The sequence below is a fragment of the Pseudomonas sp. FP2338 genome (assembly GCF_030687515.1).
GTDB lineage: Bacteria > Pseudomonadota > Gammaproteobacteria > Pseudomonadales > Pseudomonadaceae > Aquipseudomonas > Aquipseudomonas salomonii.
Genome location: NZ_CP117436.1, coordinates 3004512 through 3025312 on the forward strand (window position 1 = coordinate 3004512; position 20801 = coordinate 3025312).

Sequence of the window (20801 nt, forward strand, 5' to 3'; positions counted from 1 at the left end):
CGAGCCCCCTTGTGATGTCGTCATTGCCCAAATATCAGGAAATCTACCGCCGCTTCCGCCTGGCCATCGACCAGGGCCAACTTGGCCCCGGTGATCGGGTGCCGTCGGTGCGCAGCCTGGCGCTGGAACTCAAGATCGCCCGCGGGACCGTGGAGGCGGCTTACCAGTTGCTGGTCAGCGAGGGTTTTTTCGAGGCGCGTGGGCAGGCGGGCACCGTGATTGCGCGCACATTGCCGCAGGTGGCAATGAAACCCCAGCCCGTCGCACCGCCGCCAACCTCGGCGCCGCCAGCCTTGCAAATGGGCCAGCCGGCGCTGGATGCTTTCCCGCGCAAGCTCTGGGCGCGGCTGGTCACCCAGCAGGTACGCCGCACCGACGCCGACAGCCTGGCCATGGGCGATGTGCGCGGCGCCCAGGCGTTGCGCGTGGCGATTGCCAGTTATCTCGCGCTGTACCGGGGCGTGGAATGCACGCCCCAACAGGTATTTATCTGTTCGGGGTATGCCGGCTCCCTGACGCTGATGTGCGACGCGCTGCAGATGGCCGGGCAGCGCTGCTGGTACGAAGACCCAGGTTATGTGCATGCGCGGCAGTTGTTGCTCCATCAAGGGCTTGAGCTGGTGCCGGTACCGGTCGACCGTGATGGGCTGGATGTGGCGCAGGGCATCCAGCGTGAGCCGCAGGCGCGATTGGCGATTGTCACGCCGGCCCACCAGAGCCCGCTGGGTGTGGCATTGAGCCTGGCGCGGCGCCAGGCCTTGCTGGCCTGGGCGCAAGCGCAGGGCAGTTGGGTGCTGGAGGATGATTACGACAGTGAGTTTCGCTACCACGGCCAGCCATTGGCGGCGCTCAAGAGCCAGGACGTGCACGACCGGGTGATTCATGCCGGGAGCTTCAGCAAGATGCTGTTTCCGGGCTTGCGCTTGGGCTATCTGGTGGTGCCGGCGGCGTTGGTGGAGGTGTTCGGGCGCAGCGCCGAGGCCTTGCAGCAGCGCGGTGCGCAGTTGTTGCAGCTGACGGCGGCGGACTTTCTCGAGCAGGGCCACTTCACCCGGCATTTGAAGAAGATGCGTCAGTTGTATGCGTTGCGAAGGGGCTTTTTGGTGGCCGCCTTACAGGCGCATTGCGCGGATTTTTTACGCGTGGATGAACAGGCTGGGGGGATTAATTTGTTGGCGCGGTTGCTGGTGCCCGTGCCGGATCGCGTGGTTGCCAAGGCAGCCAATGAGACGGGGTTGGCGGTTAACGCCTTGTCGTCGTGGACCCTTGAGCCGGGAGGTGGGCAGGGGTTGTTGATGGGCTTTACCAATGTGGCGACGGCGGAACAGGCCACTGAGCTGGCGGTGAGGCTGCTGCAGATACTGCGGGCATGTCACAAACCAAATGTGTGAGTGGGCTTTCTGTGGCGAGCAAGCTTGCTTGCGCTGGGGTGCGAAGCACCCCCAAAAAGCCGACTCCAGCTTCGCTGTCGAGCGGGACGGTTCGACGATTCGACAAGCTCCCTCGCCACAGCAAGCCCGCTCCCACAGGATGAACCGGTTTCTACAGTGAAATCGGCGTTACACCACGCAGCACCAAGTTACTGATAAACCCCAGCCAATCACAAAGCGCCTTGCCGCCAGGCTGGGCGCGAAATATAGCATGGGCTTTTTCGTGCCCGTTCTATGACCGACAAGTTCTGTAATAAAAACGCCATTGCGCTGGGGATTGGATTCGAGTCGGGCTATTTTGGTGCACCTCAATAAATAGAGTAGCCATGGATGAAATACCAACCCTTCAGCCGTACCCTGATTGCCACTGCGCTGGTGTTGACGGTCAACGGCGTGCAAGCCGCGTCACAGGCACCAGTGGCCGGGGAAAATGGCATGGTGGTGACCGCCCAGCATTTGGCCACTCATGTCGGTGTGGATGTGCTCAAGGCCGGCGGCAACGCGGTGGATGCGGCGGTTGCCGTGGGCTATGCGCTGGCTGTGGTGTACCCGGCAGCGGGCAACCTCGGCGGCGGCGGCTTTATGACCGTGCAACTGGCAGACGGGCGCAAGACCTTCCTCGACTTCCGTGAAAAAGCCCCGTTGGCAGCCACCGCCGACATGTACCTGGACAAAGACGGCAAGGTCATCGACGGCCTCAGCGCCAAGGGCCACTTGGCCGTCGGCGTACCCGGCACCGTGTCCGGCATGGAAACCGCGCTGAACAAATACGGCACCCTCAAGCGCGCCCAGGTGATCGCCCCGGCGATCAAACTGGCCGAAAACGGCTTTGAACTGGAGCAGGGTGATATCGACCTGCTGCACACCGCCACCGGCGAGTTTGAAAAAGACAAGGACCTGCGCGGGATCTTCCTGCACAACGGCCAGCCGATGCAGGTCGGCCAGAAGCTGGTGCAGAAAGACCTGGCCAAGACCCTCAAGGAAATCTCCGCCAAGGGCACCGACGGTTTCTATAAAGGTTGGGTCGCCAAGGCGCTGGTGGATTCCAGCCAGGCCGGCAAGGGCATCATCACCCAGGCTGACCTCGACAAGTACAAGACCCGCGAACTGGCGCCCATCGAGTGCGACTACCGTGGCTACCACGTGGTCTCGGCGCCACCGCCAAGCTCCGGCGGTGTGGTGATCTGCCAGATCATGAACATCCTCGAAGGCTACCCGATGGCTGACCTGGGTTATCACTCGGCCCAAGGCCTGCACTACCAGATCGAAGCCATGCGTCACGCCTACGTGGACCGCAACAGCTACCTGGGCGACCCGGATTTCGTCAAGAACCCCATCGCGCACCTGTTGGACAAGGACTACGCCGCCAAGCTGCGTGCCGCCATCGACCCGCAGAAAGCCGGAGATTCCCAGGCGATCAAGCCAGGTGTATCGCCCCATGAAGGCAACAACACCACCCACTATTCCATCGTCGACAAGTGGGGTAACGCGGTGTCCGTGACCTACACCCTCAACGACTGGTTCGGTGCCGGCGTGATGGCGAGCAAAACCGGGGTGATCCTCAACGATGAAATGGACGACTTCACCGTTAAGGTCGGCGTGCCGAACATGTACGGGCTGGTGCAGGGCGAAGCCAACGCTATCGCACCGGGCAAGGCGCCGTTGTCGTCGATGAGCCCGACCATCGTCACCAAGGATGGCAAGGCAGTGATGGTGGTCGGTACGCCGGGCGGTAGCCGGATTATCACCGCGACTTTGCTGACCATCCTCAATGTCATCGATTACAAGATGAACATCCAGGAAGCCGTGGACGCGCCGCGTTTCCACCAGCAGTGGATGCCGGAAACCACCAACCTGGAAACCTTCGCGGTCAGCCCGGACACCCAGAAGATTCTCGAAAGCTGGGGCCACAAGTTTGCCGGTCCCCAGGATGCCAACCATTTGGCGGCGATCCTGGTGGGCGCGCCTTCGCTGGGGGGCAAACCGGTGGGCAACAACCGCTTCTACGGGGCGAACGACCCACGCCGCAATACCGGGTTGTCGCTCGGTTACTGAGGCGGGAGGTGTTGATGCAGGAAGGCCAGGGACAGCGCCAGGCTGTCATGGGATAACTGGATGGCGGCGCCCTCGGCGCTGCCTTGGGCTGCCGGTATCACCCGTTCGAACATGTGGTTTTCATACGCCTGTACGGCGGCTGAGCAGTCAGGCGTGCTGAGCAGCTGCCAGGCCAGTTCGGCCGCATCGAGCATTGCGGCATTCACGCCTTCGCCGCCAAACGGCGACATCAGGTGCGCCGCATCCCCAATTAACGTCAACCCCTGGCGGTGGACCCAGCGATGGCCCACCGGCAGGGCGTGGATGTGCCTGGCCAGGACGCTTTCATTTGCCGCTTCAAACAGCGCCAGAATGTCCGGGTGCCAGCCTGCAAACTGAGCCTTGAGTGCAGGCAGGCTGAGGTGGTCGGCTGCCCACTCGGTGGGCACGCGAAAGATCGCATAACCGCGCAGATGCGCATTGGCGTTGCGCTGCACGATGATCGCTTTGGCGCCGCCCAGCACTTGCAGGCTGCCGCGCCCCACCAGCGTGGCAATGTGCGGGTGTTGGCGGTCGACATCGTCGATGCCGAATTCGATAAACGTCAGCCCGCTGTACTGCGGCAAGTAGGGCGACAGCAATGGGCGCAGTCTGGACCAGGCACCATCGGCACCGACGACCAGGTCGAAGGGGCCGTGGGTGAACTCGCCTTGATGCAGGGTCCAGCGTGCAGCGCCGGCCGGGCGGATGTCGTTGATGTTCACGCCCCATTGCACACAGCCTTCAGGCAGTGAGTCGAGCAGGATCTGACGCAATTGGGTGCGGTCGACTTCCGGGCGCTCGCCGTCATCGGGGGTGGGGTCTTCGAACAGCAGGCGGCCGTGTTGATCCATCAGGCGCGTGCCCTGGTCTTCGTAGCGCGCGATACGCCGGAACGCGTCTTCCAGCCCGGCCTGTTGCAGCGCCAGTTGGCCGGATTCGACATGCAGGTCGAGGGTGCCGCCCTGGGGGCGTTCCAGCGGCCCGCGTTCGCGCTCGAACACGCAGGCATCCAGCCCGTGACGGTGGAGGGTACGCGCCAAGGTCAGCCCGCCGGGGCCGGCACCGACAATGGCGATACGCAGTGAGCTGGTCATGCAAGATGTCCTCGGCACGGCTGGGCAAGCAGTTGCTCGACCGCCTCAAAGGCTATGGCGCGGCGTGCTTCCCAGTCGCCACGAATCACCAGGGCGGGCTGGTGGTGCTGTTCGATCCAGTCCAGGCTGCCCTGGAAAAACACCCGTCGATCTGCCAGTTCCGGCTGGCAGCGCTGGCCGTCGGCGCTCCATTCCACGTCTTCGGGGGACAGCAGCAGGTGCAGGTCGTAATGGCGGGCCAGCAGCTCGTCATCCAGCCATGCCGGGTAATCACCGAACAGGGTCTGGCTCCAGAGCTTGTTGGTCAGCAGGTTCGTGTCGAGGATCAGCAGGTGAGGCTGCTCGGCGCGCGCAGCGTCTTCCCAGCCCAGTTGGCCACGGGCGATGGCCGGGATGTCCGCCAGGGTGGTGTCGCGCTGGTGATGATCGATGAAATAGCGCACGTATTCACCCACCATCAGCCCACCGAAGCGGGCGTGCAGTTGCGCGGCCAGCCAGCTTTTGCCGCTGGATTCGGGGCCGGCCAGTACCACCACTTTCATGCCTGCAACGCCGGGTCGGCGCGCCATTCACGCCAGCCCTGCACGGCGATCACGGTGAACAGTGCATACAGCGCAGCGGTGAGGTACAGGCCTTTGTAGAGAAACAGGCCGACGAAGATCACGTCTACGACGATCCACAGCGCCCAGCATTGCACGCGTTTTTGTGCCATCCACATTTGCGCCACCAGGCTGAAACCGGTGAGGGCGGCATCCAGCCAGGGTTGCGCGGCATCGGTCCAGTGGGCCATGGCGGCACCGAGCAGCGCGCTGAACACGGCGCCGACGGCGAGGCTGACCATGATCGCGGGCCAGCCCAGGCTTGTGACCTGGCGGCCCTGCTTGACCTCACCGGCGCGGGTCCATTGCCACCAGCCATAGAGTTGCAGGCCGGCGTAGACCACTTGCAGGAGCATGTCGGAGTAGAGTTTTACGTCGAAGAACACCCAGGTGTAGAGCAGCACCATCACCAGGCCGATGGGCCAGCACCAAGGGTTTTGTTTGACCGTCAGCCAGACAGCGATCACCCCCAGGGCGGCGGCGAACAGTTCAAGCCCGGACATGGCGGTTCCTTGGGAGAGTGGGTGAGGGCGGTGATTGTAACCAAGATGATGGGTCGTAGGAACGAGCATGAAAATGCTTTCTGTGGGAGCTGGCTTGCCTGCGATTCAGGCGCCTCGGTGTATCAGGAACACCGAGTTGATGCCATCGCAGGCAAGCCAGCTCCCACACAAGCCAGCTCCCACACAAGTCCAGCTCCGGCCTCAGATCTTGAACTGGCGCAACAGCCCCTCAAGCTGCTCACTCAACCCGCGCAAATGTGCACTCGCCACGCTGGACTGCTCCGCCGCCAGCGCGGTGCTGTGGGACAAACCCGCCGCCTGGGTGACGTTCTGGTTGATGTCCTCCACCACATGCGCCTGTTGCAAGGTCGCGCTGGCGATCGAGGCATTCAGCCCGTTGAGGTTGCGCAACGCCTGGCCGATGGCGGTGAGGCTCGCCCCCGCCTGGCCAGCTTGTTCGATGGTCAATTGCGAGGCGCTGTGGCTGTCGCTGATCACTTTGACCGCCGCTTCCGAATGGCCTTGCAGGCGCTCGATCATCACCTGGATTTCGGCGGTGGATTTTTGCGTGCGCTGGGCCAGCAGCCGCACTTCATCGGCGACCACGGCAAACCCACGGCCTTGCTCACCGGCACGCGCCGCCTCGATGGCGGCATTGAGCGCGAGCAAGTTGGTCTGGTCGGCAATTGAACGGATCACTTCCAGCACGCCACCAATCTGTGTGCTTTCACTGGAGAGCGTGCGGATCACCTCCACGGCCTGGCTGATGGTGCTGGAGAGCTGGTCGATCTGTTGCAGGCTGCCGTCGATATTCACCTGGCCCTGCTGCGCCTGGGCCTGGGCGTCACGCATTTCGCTGGCGGCATGCTCGGCGTTTTTTGCCACGTCCTGCACGCCATAGGTCACTTCATTGATCGCCGTGGCCACCAGCTCCATCTGCTGGGACTGCTGCTGGCTGCGGTCGTGGGCCTGGCTGGCATTGGTGCCCAGCTCCGTGGACGACTGGCCCAGCGCGTTGGCACACGCCTGCAATTGGCCGACCACCTGGCGCAGCTTGGCGGTGAAGCTATTGAAGTGCTGCGACAGTTGAGTGACCTCGTCGCGCCCGTGGGTGTCGAGGGTGCGGGTCAGGTCGCTTTCGCCGCTGGCAATATTGCCCATGGCGTTCACTGCCGCCTGCAGTGGGTGCACGATGCTGCGCGCGATCAGGATCACCAGCAGCGCCATCACCAGCGCAATGCCCAGGCCGATCAGCGAGGCTTTCCAAACCTGGCCGTTGAATTCGGCCTGCACATCATCCACATACACGCCGGACCCGATAATCCAGCCCCACGGCTCGAACAGTTGGATGTACGAGGTTTTCTCCACCGGCGCGTCGGCGCCCGGTTTGGGCCAGCGATAGTTGACGATGCCGGCGCCCTTGGCCTTGGCCAGGAGCACAAATTCATTGAACACCGCAAAACCGTCCGGGTCGCGGATGGCCGAGAGGTTCTTGCCGTCGAGCTTGGGGTTGGCCGCGTGCATGATCATCACGGGCGTCAGGTCGTTGATCCAGAAGTAATCATCGTGGTCGTAGCGCAGCCCACGCACTGTGCTGAGGGCTTGCTGTTGCGCGGCCTCGCGGGTGAGTACGCCGGTTTTTTCAAGGTTCTGATAGTAAGCCAGCACGCCGCTGGCGGTCTGCACCACGTGCTGGGTCTGCTGGCGTTTGGCCTGGTAGAGGTCGTCATGGATCTGCTTGAGCATCAGCAACCCGAGGGTCAGCAGCATCAACACGGCGACTATCAGGATCAGCCAAAGACGGCGGCTGATCGACATGCTGCGCAAACTGTTCATCGTCCTGTCACTCCGTGCTTTTTATAGTTGTGTGCTGCATCGACAATTCCAGCGTGTCTGATAGGCTTTCGGCCAGGAATCTAAAAACCTGAGTACTCCCTGATTTTTCACGAAATTTTTGCGCACGGCTGGTGAAAATCAGCAGCGCATCACGATTGCACGTGGTCAGTGAACATTAAAAAGACAGACAAGGCGTGCCGCAGCGCATGACCTTTGGGGGATACATGGATTTTTGGATCGCCATACAGGCATTGATTCTTGGCGTGGTGGAGGGGCTGACCGAGTTCCTGCCGATCTCCAGCACCGGGCACCAGATCATCGTTGCCGACCTGATCGGCTTCGGCGGCGAACGCTTTGAAGCGTTCAACATCATTATTCAACTGGGCGCGATCCTCGCGGTGGTCTGGGAGTTTCGGCGCAAGATCCTCGACGTGGTGATGGGCTTGCCGACCCAGCCCAAGGCCCAGCGCTTTACCGTCAACCTGATCATCGCGGTGCTGCCGGCGGTGGTGTTGGGGGTGATTTTTGCCGACCTGATCAAGCATTACCTGTTTAACCCGATCACGGTGGCCACCGCGTTGGTGGTGGGCGGGGTGATCATGCTGTGGGCCGAGCGTCGCCAACATGCAGTGCACGCTGAAACGGTGGATGAGATCACCTGGAAAGACGCACTCAAGGTCGGCGCGGCCCAGTGCCTGGCCATGATTCCGGGCACTTCGCGCTCCGGCGCGACCATTATCGGCGGCCTGTTGTTCGGCCTGTCGCGTAAAACCGCCACCGAGTTCTCGTTTTTCCTGGCCATGCCCACCATGGTCGGCGCGGCGGTGTATTCGGGCTACAAATACCGTCACCTGTTCCAGCCCGATGACTTGCCGGTGTTTGCCATCGGCTTTGTCACCTCGTTCATCTTCGCGATGATAGCGGTCAAGGCGTTGCTCAAGTTCATCGCCAGCCACAGTTACGCGGCGTTTGCCTGGTATCGGATCGCGTTCGGCCTGGTGATCCTGGCCACCTGGCAGTTTGGCTGGATCGACTGGACGGCGGTCAAGCCATGAGCATTCAATACCCGCGCCTGAAGGCGCTGATTTTTGTGTTGTTGTGCGCCGCGCCGCTGATCGGCTCGGCGCTGCTGTGGTATCGCGGCGAAACGCTGATTCCGCTGGCCGCCTATGGCGTGGTCAGCGTGGTGGCGTTTGTCCTGTACTGGGGCGACAAACGCAAGGCCCAGGCCGAAGGCCCGCGCGTGCGCGAAAATATCCTGCATGCCGTGGAACTGGCCGGTGGTTGGCCGGGGGCGTTGATTGCCCAACAGGTGTTTCGCCACAAGACGCGCAAGGTGTCGTATCAGGTGCTGTTCTGGGTGATTGTGTTGCTGCACCAAGTGTTCTGGCTGGACCAGTTATTCCTCGGCGGCACGCTGCTGTCGGTGTTATAGCACTGAGATGCCTGAGAAATTACCTGCTTAATTGTCAGAAGCAGCTTGCCCAGGCAGTTCTGTAAACCAGTAGCGGGTACGCGTTATGCTCCAGGCACTTGAACCCATGGGCACCACACGAATGTCTCTACCCGATTCATTGCTACGCCATTCAGCGACAGCGCTGGCGGCGCTTATTCAACAGCGCACGCTCACTTCCACCGCCGTCGTCAGCTTTTACCTTGCGCGTATCGAGGCGCTCAACCCTTCGGTCAACGCGCTGGTGCAGGTCTGTGCCGATACGGCGTTGGCCGACGCTTGGGCGGTTGATCGTGCTATCGCTCAGGGCGAGTATGGCGGCGTGTTGCAGGGTGTTCCCTTTACGGTCAAGGATGTTTTCGATACTCGTGGGGTGGTGTCGGCAGCGGGCCTGGTTGATCGGGCTCATTATTGTCCGCAGCACGATGCTGTTGCAGTGACGCGCATGAAAGCGGCCGGCGCCATTCTTTTGGGTAAAAGCAACTGCCCGCCGGGCGGTGGCGGTGGGGTGACCGATAACCCGGTCTACGGCGCTACCCGTAACCCCCATGCGTTGTCCTATGGCCCCGGCGGCAGCAGCGGTGGCGAAGCTGCTGCGCTGGCTGCCGGCCTTTCACCGCTGGGGCTGGGCAGCGATTCCGGTGGCAGCTTGCGCATACCCGCGCATTTTTGTGGCGTCAGCACCTTGAAGCCCACCACGGGCCGTGTGCCCAACACCGGAGTTTTCGATCACCCGGGTGGGTTGAGTGATAGCCGCAGCCAGATCGGCCCGATGGCCCGGCATGTCGAAGACCTGGACCTGGTATTCAGGGTGATCGCCGGTGAGGATGGGTACGATTGCGGGGTGATTCCTATGCCGCTGCCGGATGTGCCGCCAAAGGCACTGAATGGTTTGCGCGTCGCCTGGTACAGCGAGGGCGGCATCGAACCGGTGGACGCGTGCACCCAGGCCACACTGCAGGTGGTTGCCGACCTGCTGGCGGGCGCCGGCGCCATAGTCCGTTCGGCGTTCCCTTCAGTACTGCGCAGTGCCCGTGATATTACCGAGCGCTACTGGTCAATGAGCAAAGGCACCGGGGCACAGGCGATACAGTTGCTCTCGGATTGGGATCAGTTTCGCAGTGCAATGCAGGGGTTCATCGCGGACTACGACATTATCCTGTGCCCGGTTGACGCGGCCCCGGCCCCGCTGCTGGGCACCGCCCGGCCAGGGCTGTTCAGCCATACGCTGCCATACAGTCTGGCCGGTTGGCCCTGTGTGGTGGTGCGCGCCGGTACTGCTGACTCGGGTTTGCCGGTGGGTGTACAGATCGTTGCGCGACCCTGGCACGAGCATTTGGCGCTGGCGGCGGCGATGACCATTGAGCGCGCACTGCCGTTTGCGCGTTGAAGCATCAATCCAGCTTCAGCCCCACCTGCGTACGTTTGGGCAATTTGCTCACCACCAACTGGTGTGAACGCTGCAACAGGCCACGCAGTTCCTCGGCGCCCAGCGGGTAGGGCGTGTTCATGATCACCCACTTCGCCCGCGCCAGATACGGCGCCGGGTGGATGCCGGGGCGGTCCACATGGCCGAGGAACAGTTCCTTGTCGACCTTGAACGCCAGCGAGTCACCGCGCAGGTTCTGCAGGGCGAACATCTTGTTGCCGGCAATCGAGAACACGCGTACGCCGCCCCATTTGTAGTCTTCACGTGCGCCAGGCAGGCCCAGGCAGAACGCCGCGACTTGTGCTTCGCTCATCTTCATAGCAAACGGTCTCCGCAACCCTTGAAGGCTTCTTCCAGATAGTCGATCCAGGCCCGAATCGCCGGTAAAACACCACGGCGATGCGGGTAGACCGCTTGCAGCCAGCCGCCCGGCGAGGACCATTGGGGCAGCAACTGTACCAATTGGCCGCTGGCCAATTCTTCTTCGCAATACATCATCGGCAGCAGGGTAAAGCCCAGGCCCTGCAAGGCGCAGGCTTTGCGCACGATAAAGTCGTCGATGCCCAGTCGCGCTTCCATGGATAAGTTTTCGGTATTGCCCTGCGGGTCGATCAAGCGCAGGTGCACCAGGCGGTCGGCCTCAAGCGCGGCGAGTACCGGCAATTGCTTGAGATCGTCCGGGGTATTGATTTGGCGGCCTTGCAGGAACTGCGGGCTGGCCACCAAGACTGTTTGGGCCTGACGCAGGCGCTTGGTCACCAGCAACGGGTCTTCATCGCCCAACTCGCGCACGCGCAGGGCCACGTCGATGCCTTCGGCCACCAGGTCGACGCGTCGGTTGACCAGGGTCATCTCCAGCTGCACCAGTGGGTGAGCGGCGAGAAAGCCGGCAACTATGCCTGGCAACATGTGTTGGGCCATGCCCACCGGGCAACTCACCCGCAGGCGCCCTCGGGGTTCGCTGGACATGCTGGCCACGGCCTCGTCGGCCATTTCCGCTTCCAGCAGCATCGCCTGGCAATGGCGCAGGTAGCGCTCGCCGACGGCGGTGAGGGTCAATTGGCGTGTGGTGCGCTGCAACAGGCGGGCGCCAAGGCGTTCTTCCAGCTCGGCAATGCGCCGCGACAGCCGTGACTTGGGAATCCCCAGCAGCCGGCCGGCCGCCGCAAAGCCGCCGGCTTCGACGACTTTGGCGAAATAGTAAAGGTCGTTGAGGTCTTGCATGGTCAACCTATTGTCCTGTCAGTGGGACGAACTATCCGCGTCTGGCGTGCGCAAATCCAGCCTAAAAAAAAGCCAGCACCTTGCAGGCACTGGCTTTTGGAGGGGCAGAGGGCTTAGAACTGCGCCCCCGCCATCAACACATACTTCACATGCACGTACTCCTCGATCCCGTAATAGCTGCCTTCACGCCCATAGCCGGACTGCTTGATGCCACCAAACGGGACCGACGCCGTGCCCACTGAGCCCGAGTTGAGGATCACCATGCCAGCCTCCAATTGACGTGACAGGCGCAACGACCGGCCCAGTGCGCTGGTGTAGGCGTAGGCCACCAGGCCGAACTCGGTCTGGTTGGCGCGGGCGATGACTTCTTCTTCGTCCTTGAACGAGTAGAGGGCGAACACGGGGCCGAAGATCTCTTCAGTCGCCAGCGGAGAGTCGTCCAGCAAGCCGGTCAATACGGTCGGTTCATAGAACAACCCGCCCTTGGCGTGGGGTTTGCCGCCCATCAGCACCTTGGCGCCCGCCGCCTTGGCGTCCTCGACCAGACGCACGACTTTGTCAAAGCCCAGTTGATTGACCAGCGGCCCGACCACAAAGCCTTCGCGCAAGCCCTGGTCAACCTCGATGTTGGCGATGGCAGCCTTCACACGTTCGATAAAAGCTTCGAGAATGTTGTGCTGCACAAAGATCCGGTTCGGCGAGATGCACACCTGGCCCGAGTTGCGCAGTTTGGCGCTGACCAGCCCTTGTACCGCCTCATCCAGGTTGGCGTCCGCGAACACAATAAACGGCGCGTTGCCGCCCAGTTCCAGGGTCATCTTCTTGACGGTTGCCGCGCACTGCGATGCGAGCAATTTGCCCACGCCGGTGGAGCCGGTAAACGAGATCTTGCGGATGCGTGGGTCGCCGGTAAAGATCAGGCCGATTTCCTGCGGGTCACCCACCACCACTTCAAGCACGCCGGCTTCGATACCGGCCTTGCGTGCGTAGTCCAGCAGCTTGAGGGCGGTGAGCGGTGTGTCTTCAGCGGGTTTGATCACCATGGTGCAGCCGGCGGCCAGGGCCGTGGCGACTTTGCGGGTGATCATCATGAACGGGAAGTTCCACGGCGTAATGGCCGCAACCGGGCCAATGGCTTCTTTGGTCACCATTACATTGGCATTGCGGTCGTGGGTGGGAATGGTGTCGCCGTACACGCGTTTGGCCTCTTCGGCGTACCACTCGATAAAGCCCAGGCCGTAGTCGATTTCTCCTCGGGCTTCGCTCAGGCACTTGCCGTTTTCGCGGCACAGCAGTTCGGCGAAGGCTTCCTTGTCGGCCTTAACGCTGTCGTGCCAGCGCCGCAGGATGTCGCTGCGCTCCTTGGCGAGTTTGCCGGACCAATCGGCAAAGGCGGCGCAGGTGCGGTCCACGGCGGCCTTGACCTGGGCTGAGGTGTGCTTGGCCACACGGCCGATTTCTTCACCGGTGGCGGGGTTGTAGACGATAAGCATGGGCAAACTCCGAAGGCTGAAAGTGCTGTTTCAGGCTACGGAACACGGCGGTTTGAGCGAATATCCATTCCAATGTGCTGATTGCCTATTCCTATGAGTGCATAGCCATGGCGGTTTTTGCGCAGTACCGTGCTGTTTTCGTCAGGAGCCACGTGCCATGGGCCGCACCCAACGAATCATCGAGCTGATGGGCCGCTTGGCGCCTGTCGAAGGCTATAACCTGAGCGTTTTGGATGACGTGCGCTTCCTGCGTTCGAATCAGCCCTTGCACCGCGTTCCGGTGCTCTATGACCCAGGCATTGTGATTGTCTGCCAGGGGCGCAAGCGCGGTTATCTGGGCGAAGAGATTTACCTGTACGACGCCCAGCATTACCTAGTGGTGTCGGTGCCGGTGCCGTTCACCATGGAAACCGAGGCCAGCGCAGAGGAACCCATGCTGGCGGTGTACCTGCGGCTGGATTTCACCCTGGCCGCCGAACTGATGCTGGCATTGGATGACTTTCCGGGGTTGGTCGAGGCCAAACCCCGAGGCATGTATTCATCGCCGATGGATGAGCAACTCAGCGAATCACTGCTGCGCTTTCTTGAGGCCATGAGCACACCCATGGATGCGCAGATCCTCGGCCCGACGCTGATGCGCGAGCTCTACTACCGCATCCTCACGGGCGAGCAGGGCGGGTCGATGCGCGCTGCGCTTAACCGCCAGGGCCAGTTCGGCAAGGTGGCGCGGGCGATTCGCAAGATTCATGGGTTTTACCACCAGCACCTGGACGTGGAAGTGCTGGCGCAGGAGGCGATGATGAGCGTGCCGAGTTTTCATGCGCACTTTCGCACCGTCACCGACACCTCGCCGATGCAATACCTCAAGTCCACGCGCCTGCACCAGGCGCGTTTGTTGATGCTGCGCAACGACATCAGCGCCGCCACGGCGTGTGCCCAGGTGGGCTATGAAAGCGCTTCGCAGTTCAGCCGAGAGTTCAAGCGCTTGTTCGGGCGCACGCCCCAGCAAGAGATTCAGTGGATGAAGCGCACTTACGCGCTCCCGGCGCCTGCGTCGGCGTCTATTTATGTGTCGTCGCACTAAGTATTTAGGTTGATTGTCCTGCTGGCAGGACGAACAATCACATTTGTACCGTCTAATCGACTATTGGGTTCATGTGTAGGATTAACCTCATTCGATCGCCCAGCCGCGATCCTCACTTGGAGAACCCGCATGAAACTGTTGCATATCGATTCCAGCATCCTCGGCGACAACTCGGCTTCGCGTCAGCTCAGCGCTGGTGTGGTCAAGGCCTGGCAAGCGGCTGAGCCGGGTGTGGAAGTGACCTATCGTGACCTGGCTGCCGAAGGCATCAGCCACTTTTCCGGCCTGACCCTGGGCGCCCTGGGCACTGCTGCCGAATTGCGCGACGCCGTACAAAAACACGAGGCTGAACTGAGCGCCACGTCCCTGGCTGAATTCATCGCCGCCGACGCTGTAGTCATCGGTGCGCCGATGTACAACTTTTCGGTGCCGTCCCAGCTCAAGGCATGGATCGACCGTATTGCGGTGGCCGGCCAAACCTTCCGTTACACCGAAGCCGGCCCTGAAGGCCTGTGCGGCGGCAAGAAGCTGATCATTGTTTCCACCGCTGGCGGTCTGCACGCAGGCCAGGCAAGCAATGTGGGCCACGAGGACTATTTGAAACTGGTATTTGGCTTCCTCGGCATCACGGATATCGAATTTGTCCGCGCCCAAGGCCTGGCCTACGGTGAAGAAGTTCGCAGCAAGGCCTTGAGCGACGCCAACGTCGTGATCAACGAACAATTGTTCGCCGCCGCGTAAGGCTTGTGTAAAGTTCGCCTCCGTTCGGTTCCAATCTGAGCCGGGGCGCCTAAACTCTGTATTCTGATCGCCTGAACGCGACCGGAGTACGGAGTTTTTTCGTTTGCCCGCTGTCATTACTTTGGCCCAGGTTATGCACGCATGGGTTTATCACCCGGAGCGAGTGCCTTGGCCCATGGACTTTTCAAACCGACATGCCGCGGGTGTTGAACGTGGTCGCGCAGCAAAGGTGGACATCCCCATGATGCGTCTTTGTGCTGTTTTGGTTCTTTCCCTGTTCGGCGGCCTGATTTCAGTGCACGCCGCCCCGGCGCCGCACCCGCATTGGAGTGTGGGCTTTCATCGCATGAGTTTTCTCGACCCGCTGGATCAGCAGCCGATGAATGCCATCGCGTTCTACCCGTCCACCGACGATGAACATTCCACGCAGTTAGGCCCTTACCACGTGGCGGCCACCCAGGATTCCAAAGTCGCTATCGGCCGTTTCCCGATGCTGATGCTGTCCCACGGCAACACCGGTACACCGCTGGCGCTGCACGACCTGGCCACTTCGCTGGCGCGTAAGGGGTTTGTGGTGGTGGCCGTTTTGCACCCTGGCGACAACTACAAGGATCACAGCCGCCTGGGCACGGTGAGCAACCTGTACGGGCGGCCGATCCAGATTTCTGCAGCGATTACCGCCACGCTCGGGGATACGATGCTGTCGCCGTTCGTCAATATCGACCAGGTGGGCGTTATCGGGTACTCAGCCGGCGGTGAAACCGCGCTGATCCTGGCCGGGGCCAAGCCGGACTTCGACCGCCTGCGCCGTTATTGCCAGGAGCGCCCGGAAGACCGCGACGCCTGCACCACCAAGGGCGAACTGGTGGTCGACCGCGAAGACCTGCAGCCGCAAGCCGACCCACGTATTCATGCCTTGATGCTGATGGCGCCGCTGAGCCTGATGTTCGGCCGCCACACCCTGGCTGATGTGCATGTGCCGGTGCTGCTCTACAGCGGCGACGGCGACAAGCTGGTGGCCGTGGACAAGAACGCCGCCGCCCTGGCGCGCAAACTGCCGCAACCGCCGGATTTCAAACTATTGGCCGGGGCCGGGCACTTTGTGTTCATGGCGCCGTGTGACAGTGACCAACTGCTGGCCATGCCGGCGATTTGCACGGATGCCGACGGTGTCGATCGCGAAGGCATCCACCGCGACCTGATCTCGGAGGCGGGGCGCTTTTTCGTGCATACCCTGGGCCAGTCGACCCGCGCCGGTTTGCAGACTGCTGATCAGTAAGCACGGCGCTTGAGCTGCACGGTCAGGCACAGGGCCGTGACCGACAGCAGCGCGGCGCAGAAGAAGATCCAGCCATAGCCGAGGTTCAGTGCCACGGCACCCATCAATGGCCCGGCAATCGCCAGGGCCAGATCAAAAAACACCGCATACGCACTCAGCCCCGCGCCACGGCTGCTGTTGGGCACTTGCTTGATGGCCTCCACGCCGAGCGCCGGGTACACCAGCGACAAACCGAAGCCGGTGAGCCCGGCGCCGATCAGCGCCACACCGGTGGACGGCGCCAGCCACAACAGGGTCAGGCCGACGGTTTCGATGGTCATGCAGGCAATCGCCGCACTGAACCCGCCGAAGCGGCTGATGGCCGAGATAAACACCAGGCGCGAGAGGATAAAACACAGGCCGAACACCGTCAGGCAGTACGCCGCACCGGCCCAGCCACGGTTGAGGTAATACAGGGTGATAAAGGTGGTCAGCGTGCCGTAGCCGATCGACGCCAGGCACAGGCTGGCGCCAAACGGCGCAATGCGCCCGAACACCGCCCAGAACGGCAGCCGCTCGCCACGCACCACCGGCACCGAGGGTTTATTACGGATCAACACCAAGCCCACGGCAGCCAGCACCGACAGCGCGATACCCAGGCTGGTGTAGCCGTAGTCGGCGACCATCACCACGCCCAGCGGCGCGCCTATGGCAATGGCGCCGTAGGAGGCGATACCGTTCCAGGAGATTGAGCGCGCCGTGTGTTCGGCGCCGACCGCGCCCATGCACCAGCTGATGGTGCCAACGCCGATCAGGCCTTGGGCCACGCCGAGCAAAAGGCGGCCGACGATCAGAATGCCCAGGCTCAAGGCGGGCATGCTTTCAACCAGTGTCGCGAAAAACGTCAGCACGCCGCTGACCAGGATACCCGCCAAACCCAGCACAATCGCGCGTTTGGTGCCGACGTTATCCGACATGCGCCCAGCCATCGGGCGGCTGAGCAGGGTGGCCAGGTATTGCGCGCCGATGGTGACCCCGGCGACTACGGCGCTGAAGCCCAGTTGTTCATGCACATAGCCTGGGATTACCGCGATCGGCAGGCCGATGCAGATAAAGGCGATAAAGGTGTAGAAGACAATGGAGACGATCTGCAGGGTGATCGACAGGGAGTTGGGGGCGGCGGCAGACATGGTCACTCATTCGCGGGCGGGCGGTGAGGGCATGATGGCAAGGGCGTGGGGGAAAAGGAAGCTGGCTAACGGGTTTTGCTGAAGAGGCCCGTCGTCATAAGCAGGTCTATTGTGGTGAACAGGCTCGATGTGGCGAGCAGGCTTGCCCTGCGTTGGGCTGCGCAGCAGACCCAATAAAAAACACCGCGTTCTGCCAGGCAAAACGCGGTGTTTGGTTTTAGGGCCGCTTCGCAGCCCAGCGCAGGGCAAGCCTGCTCGCCACAACAAGCCGGCCTGCCACAGCAAGCGGGTCTGCAACAGTAAGCCGGCTTGCCACAGCGGGTGCTTAGAACACCACGCCTTGGCTGCGCAGGTAGTCGTCATAGGTGCCGCTGAAGTCGATCACGCCGGTGGCGCTCAACTCGATGATGCGGGTGGCCAGGGACGATACGAACTCACGGTCGTGGCTGACGAAGATCAGCGTGCCCGGGTAGTTTTCCAGCGCCAGGTTCAGCGCTTCGATGGATTCCATGTCCAAGTGGTTGGTCGGTTCGTCCATGATCAGCACGTTCGGCTTTTGCAGGATCAGCTTGCCGAACAGCATGCGGCCTTGCTCACCACCGGAAATCACCTTCACCGACTTCTGGATCTCGTCGTTGGAGAACAGCATGCGGCCCAGGGTGCCACGGATCATTTGCTCGCCTTGGGTCCACTGGCCCATCCAGTCGAACAGGGTCACGTCGTCTTCGAAGTCATGGGCGTGGTCCTGGGCGTAGTAGCCCAGCTCCGCAGCGTCGGTCCACTTGATGCTGCCGGCGTCCGGGGTCAGTTCGTTGACCAGGGTGCGCAGCAGGGTGGTCTTGCCGATACCGTTCGGGCCGATGATCGCCACGCGCTCGCCGGCTTCAACCTGAAAGCTGAAGTCTTTGAACAACGGCTTGCCGTCGAAACCCTTGGCCATTTTTTCGACCATCACCGCCTGGCGGTGCAGCTTCTTGTTCTGCTCGAAACGGATGAACGGGCTCACACGGCTCGATGGCTTGACCTCGGCCAGCTGGATCTTGTCGATCGCCTTGGCACGGGACGTGGCTTGCTTGGCTTTCGAGGCGTTGGCCGAGAAGCGGCTGACGAAGGATTGCAGTTCGGAGATCTGCGCCTTCTTCTTGGCGTTGTCCGACAGCAGTTGCTCGCGGGACTGGGTCGCCACGGTCATGTACTCGTCGTAGTTGCCCGGGAACAGGCGCAGCTCGCCGTAGTCCAGGTCAGCCATGTGGGTGCACACGCTGTTCAGGAAGTGACGGTCGTGAGAGATGATGATCATCAGACTGGAACGCTGGGTCAGGATGTTTTCCAGCCAGCGGATGGTGTTGATGTCCAAGTGGTTGGTCGGTTCGTCGAGCAACAGCACTTCAGGGTCGGAGAACAGCGCCTGGGCCAGCAACACGCGCAGTTTCCAGCCTGGAGAAACTTCGCTCATCGGGCCGAAGTGTTGTTCCAGCGGGATACCCAGGCCCAGCAGCAGTTCACCGGCGCGGGACTCGGCGGTGTAGCCGTCCATCTCGGCAAATTCGGTTTCCAGCTCGGCGACGGCCATGCCGTCTTCTTCGCTCATTTCCGGCAGCGAGTAGATGCGGTCACGCTCAGCCTTGACCCGCCACAGCTCTTCGTGGCCCATGATCACGGTGTCGAGTACGGTGAATTCTTCGTAGGCGAACTGGTCCTGGCGCAGTTTACCCAGGCGCACGTTTGGCTCCAGCATGACCTGGCCGCCGGACGGCTCGAGGTCGCCGCCGAGGATTTTCATGAAGGTCGACTTGCCGCAACCGTTGGCACCGATCAAACCATAACGGTTGCCGGCGCCGAATTTGACCGAGACGTTCTCGAAGAGCGGCTTGGCGCCGAACTGCATGGTGATGTTAGCTGTGGAGATCAATTACTTTACCTATCAATGAGTTGCGAGCGTGGCGGCAGGAGCCTTCAGGCATGCGTCAACAGCGACATCAAGGCGCGAAACCCGGTCGCTGAGCAGAATATTTTGGCTGTGTGTTGGAATTTGGCGCGCATTGTCGCATATGTCAGGCGACAGTTGTATGGCAGGCGAACGATGGTTTCTCCAGAGTCTCCGGCATTGCCAGCCATAACAGCGCCAAGGCCACGGCGGCCACGCCGGCCAGGGTCAGGAATGCCGCGTTGTAGCCGGCCTGTTGCACCACGAAACCGGCCAGGCTGCTACTCAACGCCGCACCCAGGCCAAATACCGTCGACAGCGCGCCAAGGCTCACATTAAAACGCCCGGTGCCCTGGGTCAGGTCCTTGACGATCACCGGGAACAGTGCGCCAAAGATCCCCGCGCCGATGCCGTCGAGCATCTGCACCGCCACCAGCCAGTAAGGATCACTGGACAAGGTGTACAGCACGCCGCGCAGCGGCAGGATCAGGAAACCTGCGAGCAGCAACGGTTTGCGCCCCCACACATCGGCCTTGAGCCCGACCAGCCAGGCCATCGGCACCATCACCAACTGCGCGGCGACGATGCACGCCGAGGTCAGCGGCGTGGCCATCTGCAGGTTGATCTGCGCGAGCTTCTGGCTGACCAACGGCAGCATTGCCGCATTGGCCAGGTGGAAGAGGGCGCAGCAGATGGCGAATATCAGCAGCGGCCGGTTGGCCAGCAGCACTTTCACGCCGGACGGTTGTTCGTGATCGCTGTGGTGGGCCGGGTCAAAGCCCCTGGCGACTTCATGGTCAATCGCCTTGGCCGACACGCAGCTCACGGCCACGATACTGGCCAGCGCCATAAAGGCCATCAGGTAAAACACCACCACCGGGCCATACAGGTACGCCAGGCCGCCGGCCAGCAGCGCGGCCACGGCATTGCCGGCGTGGTTGAAGGTTTCATTGCGCCCCGTACGCCGGGTGAAGGCGCGTGGCCCGGTAATCCCAAGGGAAATGGCGGATATGGCCGGGGCAAACACCGAGGCGGCCACGGCGCTGGCAGCCTGGGTCAGGGCCACCCAACTGAAGGTGCTGACAAATGGCAGCAGCAGGCAACTGGCGGTCACCAGGATCGCAGCCACGGCGATCACGGCGCGCTTGCTGCGTGTGCGGTCGATCAGCGCGCCCGCCGGGCCTTGGGTGACCAGTGCGGCGATGCCGGCCAGGGTCATGACCACGCCGATGCTGGCCGGGTCCCATTGGTGCACGGCCAGCAGGTAAATCGCCAGGTATGGTCCGAGGCCGTCGCGCACATCCGCCAGGAAAAAGTTGAGACTGTCCAGGGACAAGGTATTACGCAGGTCAGAGTGATTGGCCACGGCGTTGTCTTCGCAAAGGGTGTTCAGGGGCTGGACACTCGTTGGGTTAGTGACCCATGGGCCTGAACAGAAGTTTCGCTGCTGCTGAGGGTTTTATC

Annotated in this window: 18 protein-coding genes; 8 read left to right on the plus strand and 10 right to left on the minus strand. The window is 62.0% G+C overall.

The window, feature by feature from the left end; all coding sequences use genetic code 11:
- Positions 1-14: 14 nt before the first annotated feature.
- Together PSH96_RS13590 and ggt are read left to right on the plus strand one after the other, a co-directional pair.
- Positions 15-1391: a PLP-dependent aminotransferase family protein gene (locus PSH96_RS13590; protein ID WP_305459682.1), complete on the plus strand. Its 1377-nt coding sequence runs from the start codon at positions 15-17 to the stop codon at positions 1389-1391.
- Positions 1392-1760: 369 nt separating this feature from the next.
- The gene (ggt, locus tag PSH96_RS13595; protein WP_305459683.1) at positions 1761-3485 is read left to right on the plus strand and encodes a gamma-glutamyltransferase; all 1725 of its coding nucleotides are present in this window, start codon (positions 1761-1763) and stop codon (positions 3483-3485) included.
- On the opposite strand, the gene PSH96_RS13600 is transcribed toward ggt, so the two are convergent.
- From PSH96_RS13600 to PSH96_RS13615, 4 genes are all read right to left on the minus strand, one after another.
- Entirely contained in the window at positions 3479-4600 is a 1122-nt protein-coding gene (locus PSH96_RS13600) for an NAD(P)/FAD-dependent oxidoreductase (protein WP_305459684.1), read from the minus strand. The genes ggt and PSH96_RS13600 overlap by 7 nt on opposite strands.
- Positions 4597-5142 carry an AAA family ATPase gene (locus PSH96_RS13605; RefSeq protein WP_305460063.1) on the minus strand — a complete coding sequence of 182 codons (546 nt, stop codon included), beginning with the start codon at positions 5140-5142 and terminating at the stop codon, positions 4597-4599. The genes PSH96_RS13600 and PSH96_RS13605 overlap by 4 nt, the downstream gene beginning before the upstream one ends.
- Positions 5139-5702 carry a nicotinamide riboside transporter PnuC gene (pnuC, locus tag PSH96_RS13610; protein WP_305459685.1) on the minus strand — a complete coding sequence of 188 codons (564 nt, stop codon included), beginning with the start codon at positions 5700-5702 and terminating at the stop codon, positions 5139-5141. The genes PSH96_RS13605 and pnuC overlap by 4 nt, the downstream gene beginning before the upstream one ends.
- 201 nt (positions 5703-5903) lie before the next feature.
- Positions 5904-7538, minus strand: a complete 1635-nt coding sequence (locus PSH96_RS13615) for a methyl-accepting chemotaxis protein (protein WP_305459686.1) — start codon at positions 7536-7538, stop codon at positions 5904-5906.
- A gap of 224 nt (positions 7539-7762) precedes the next feature.
- Here PSH96_RS13615 and PSH96_RS13620 point away from each other — a divergent pair, with 224 nt between their 5' ends.
- The 3 genes from PSH96_RS13620 (at position 7763) to PSH96_RS13630 (ending at position 10381) form a co-directional block, all read left to right on the plus strand.
- Positions 7763-8593, plus strand: a complete 831-nt coding sequence (locus tag PSH96_RS13620) for an undecaprenyl-diphosphate phosphatase (protein WP_305459687.1) — start codon at positions 7763-7765, stop codon at positions 8591-8593.
- Positions 8590-8973, plus strand: a complete 384-nt coding sequence (locus tag PSH96_RS13625; RefSeq protein WP_305459688.1) for a DUF1294 domain-containing protein — start codon at positions 8590-8592, stop codon at positions 8971-8973. Before PSH96_RS13620 ends, PSH96_RS13625 begins: the two co-directional genes overlap by 4 nt.
- Before the next feature lie 121 nt (positions 8974-9094).
- Entirely contained in the window at positions 9095-10381 is a 1287-nt protein-coding gene (locus tag PSH96_RS13630; RefSeq protein WP_305459689.1) for an amidase, read from the plus strand.
- A 4-nt stretch (positions 10382-10385) separates the two neighbouring features.
- Here the strand turns inward: PSH96_RS13630 and PSH96_RS13635 are convergent, their stop codons facing one another.
- The 3 genes from PSH96_RS13635 to PSH96_RS13645 all read right to left on the minus strand — a co-directional run bounded on the left by PSH96_RS13635 (position 10386) and on the right by PSH96_RS13645 (position 13137).
- Positions 10386-10739, minus strand: a complete 354-nt coding sequence (locus PSH96_RS13635; RefSeq protein WP_305459690.1) for an MmcQ/YjbR family DNA-binding protein — start codon at positions 10737-10739, stop codon at positions 10386-10388.
- Positions 10736-11644: a LysR substrate-binding domain-containing protein gene (locus PSH96_RS13640; protein WP_017138819.1), complete on the minus strand. Its 909-nt coding sequence runs from the start codon at positions 11642-11644 to the stop codon at positions 10736-10738. Before PSH96_RS13640 ends, PSH96_RS13635 begins: the two co-directional genes overlap by 4 nt.
- A gap of 113 nt (positions 11645-11757) precedes the next feature.
- A complete protein-coding gene (locus PSH96_RS13645; RefSeq protein ID WP_305459691.1) occupies positions 11758-13137 on the minus strand; it encodes an NAD-dependent succinate-semialdehyde dehydrogenase in 1380 nt (459 codons plus the stop codon).
- 157 nt (positions 13138-13294) lie between these two features.
- On the opposite strand from PSH96_RS13645, the gene PSH96_RS13650 reads away from it, so the two are divergent.
- The 3 genes from PSH96_RS13650 (at position 13295) to PSH96_RS13660 (ending at position 16241) form a co-directional block, all read left to right on the plus strand.
- On the plus strand, positions 13295-14221 hold the full coding sequence (locus tag PSH96_RS13650; protein WP_305459692.1) for an AraC family transcriptional regulator: 927 nt from the start codon (positions 13295-13297) through the stop codon (positions 14219-14221).
- A 129-nt stretch (positions 14222-14350) separates the two neighbouring features.
- A complete protein-coding gene (locus tag PSH96_RS13655) occupies positions 14351-14962 on the plus strand; it encodes an FMN-dependent NADH-azoreductase (RefSeq protein ID WP_017138816.1) in 612 nt (203 codons plus the stop codon).
- Positions 14963-15203: 241 nt separating this feature from the next.
- Positions 15204-16241, plus strand: a complete 1038-nt coding sequence (locus tag PSH96_RS13660; protein ID WP_065911674.1) for a dienelactone hydrolase — start codon at positions 15204-15206, stop codon at positions 16239-16241.
- Here the strand turns inward: PSH96_RS13660 and PSH96_RS13665 are convergent.
- The 3 genes from PSH96_RS13665 to PSH96_RS13675 form a co-directional block, all read right to left on the minus strand.
- Positions 16235-17410: an MFS transporter gene (locus PSH96_RS13665; protein ID WP_305459693.1), complete on the minus strand. Its 1176-nt coding sequence runs from the start codon at positions 17408-17410 to the stop codon at positions 16235-16237. The genes PSH96_RS13660 and PSH96_RS13665 overlap by 7 nt on opposite strands.
- Positions 17411-17735: 325 nt before the next feature.
- Positions 17736-19322 carry an ABC-F family ATPase gene (locus PSH96_RS13670; protein WP_074854431.1) on the minus strand — a complete coding sequence of 529 codons (1587 nt, stop codon included), beginning with the start codon at positions 19320-19322 and terminating at the stop codon, positions 17736-17738.
- A gap of 142 nt (positions 19323-19464) precedes the next feature.
- A complete protein-coding gene (locus tag PSH96_RS13675; RefSeq protein ID WP_056859894.1) occupies positions 19465-20703 on the minus strand; it encodes an MFS transporter in 1239 nt (412 codons plus the stop codon).
- Positions 20704-20801: the final 98 nt, after the last annotated feature.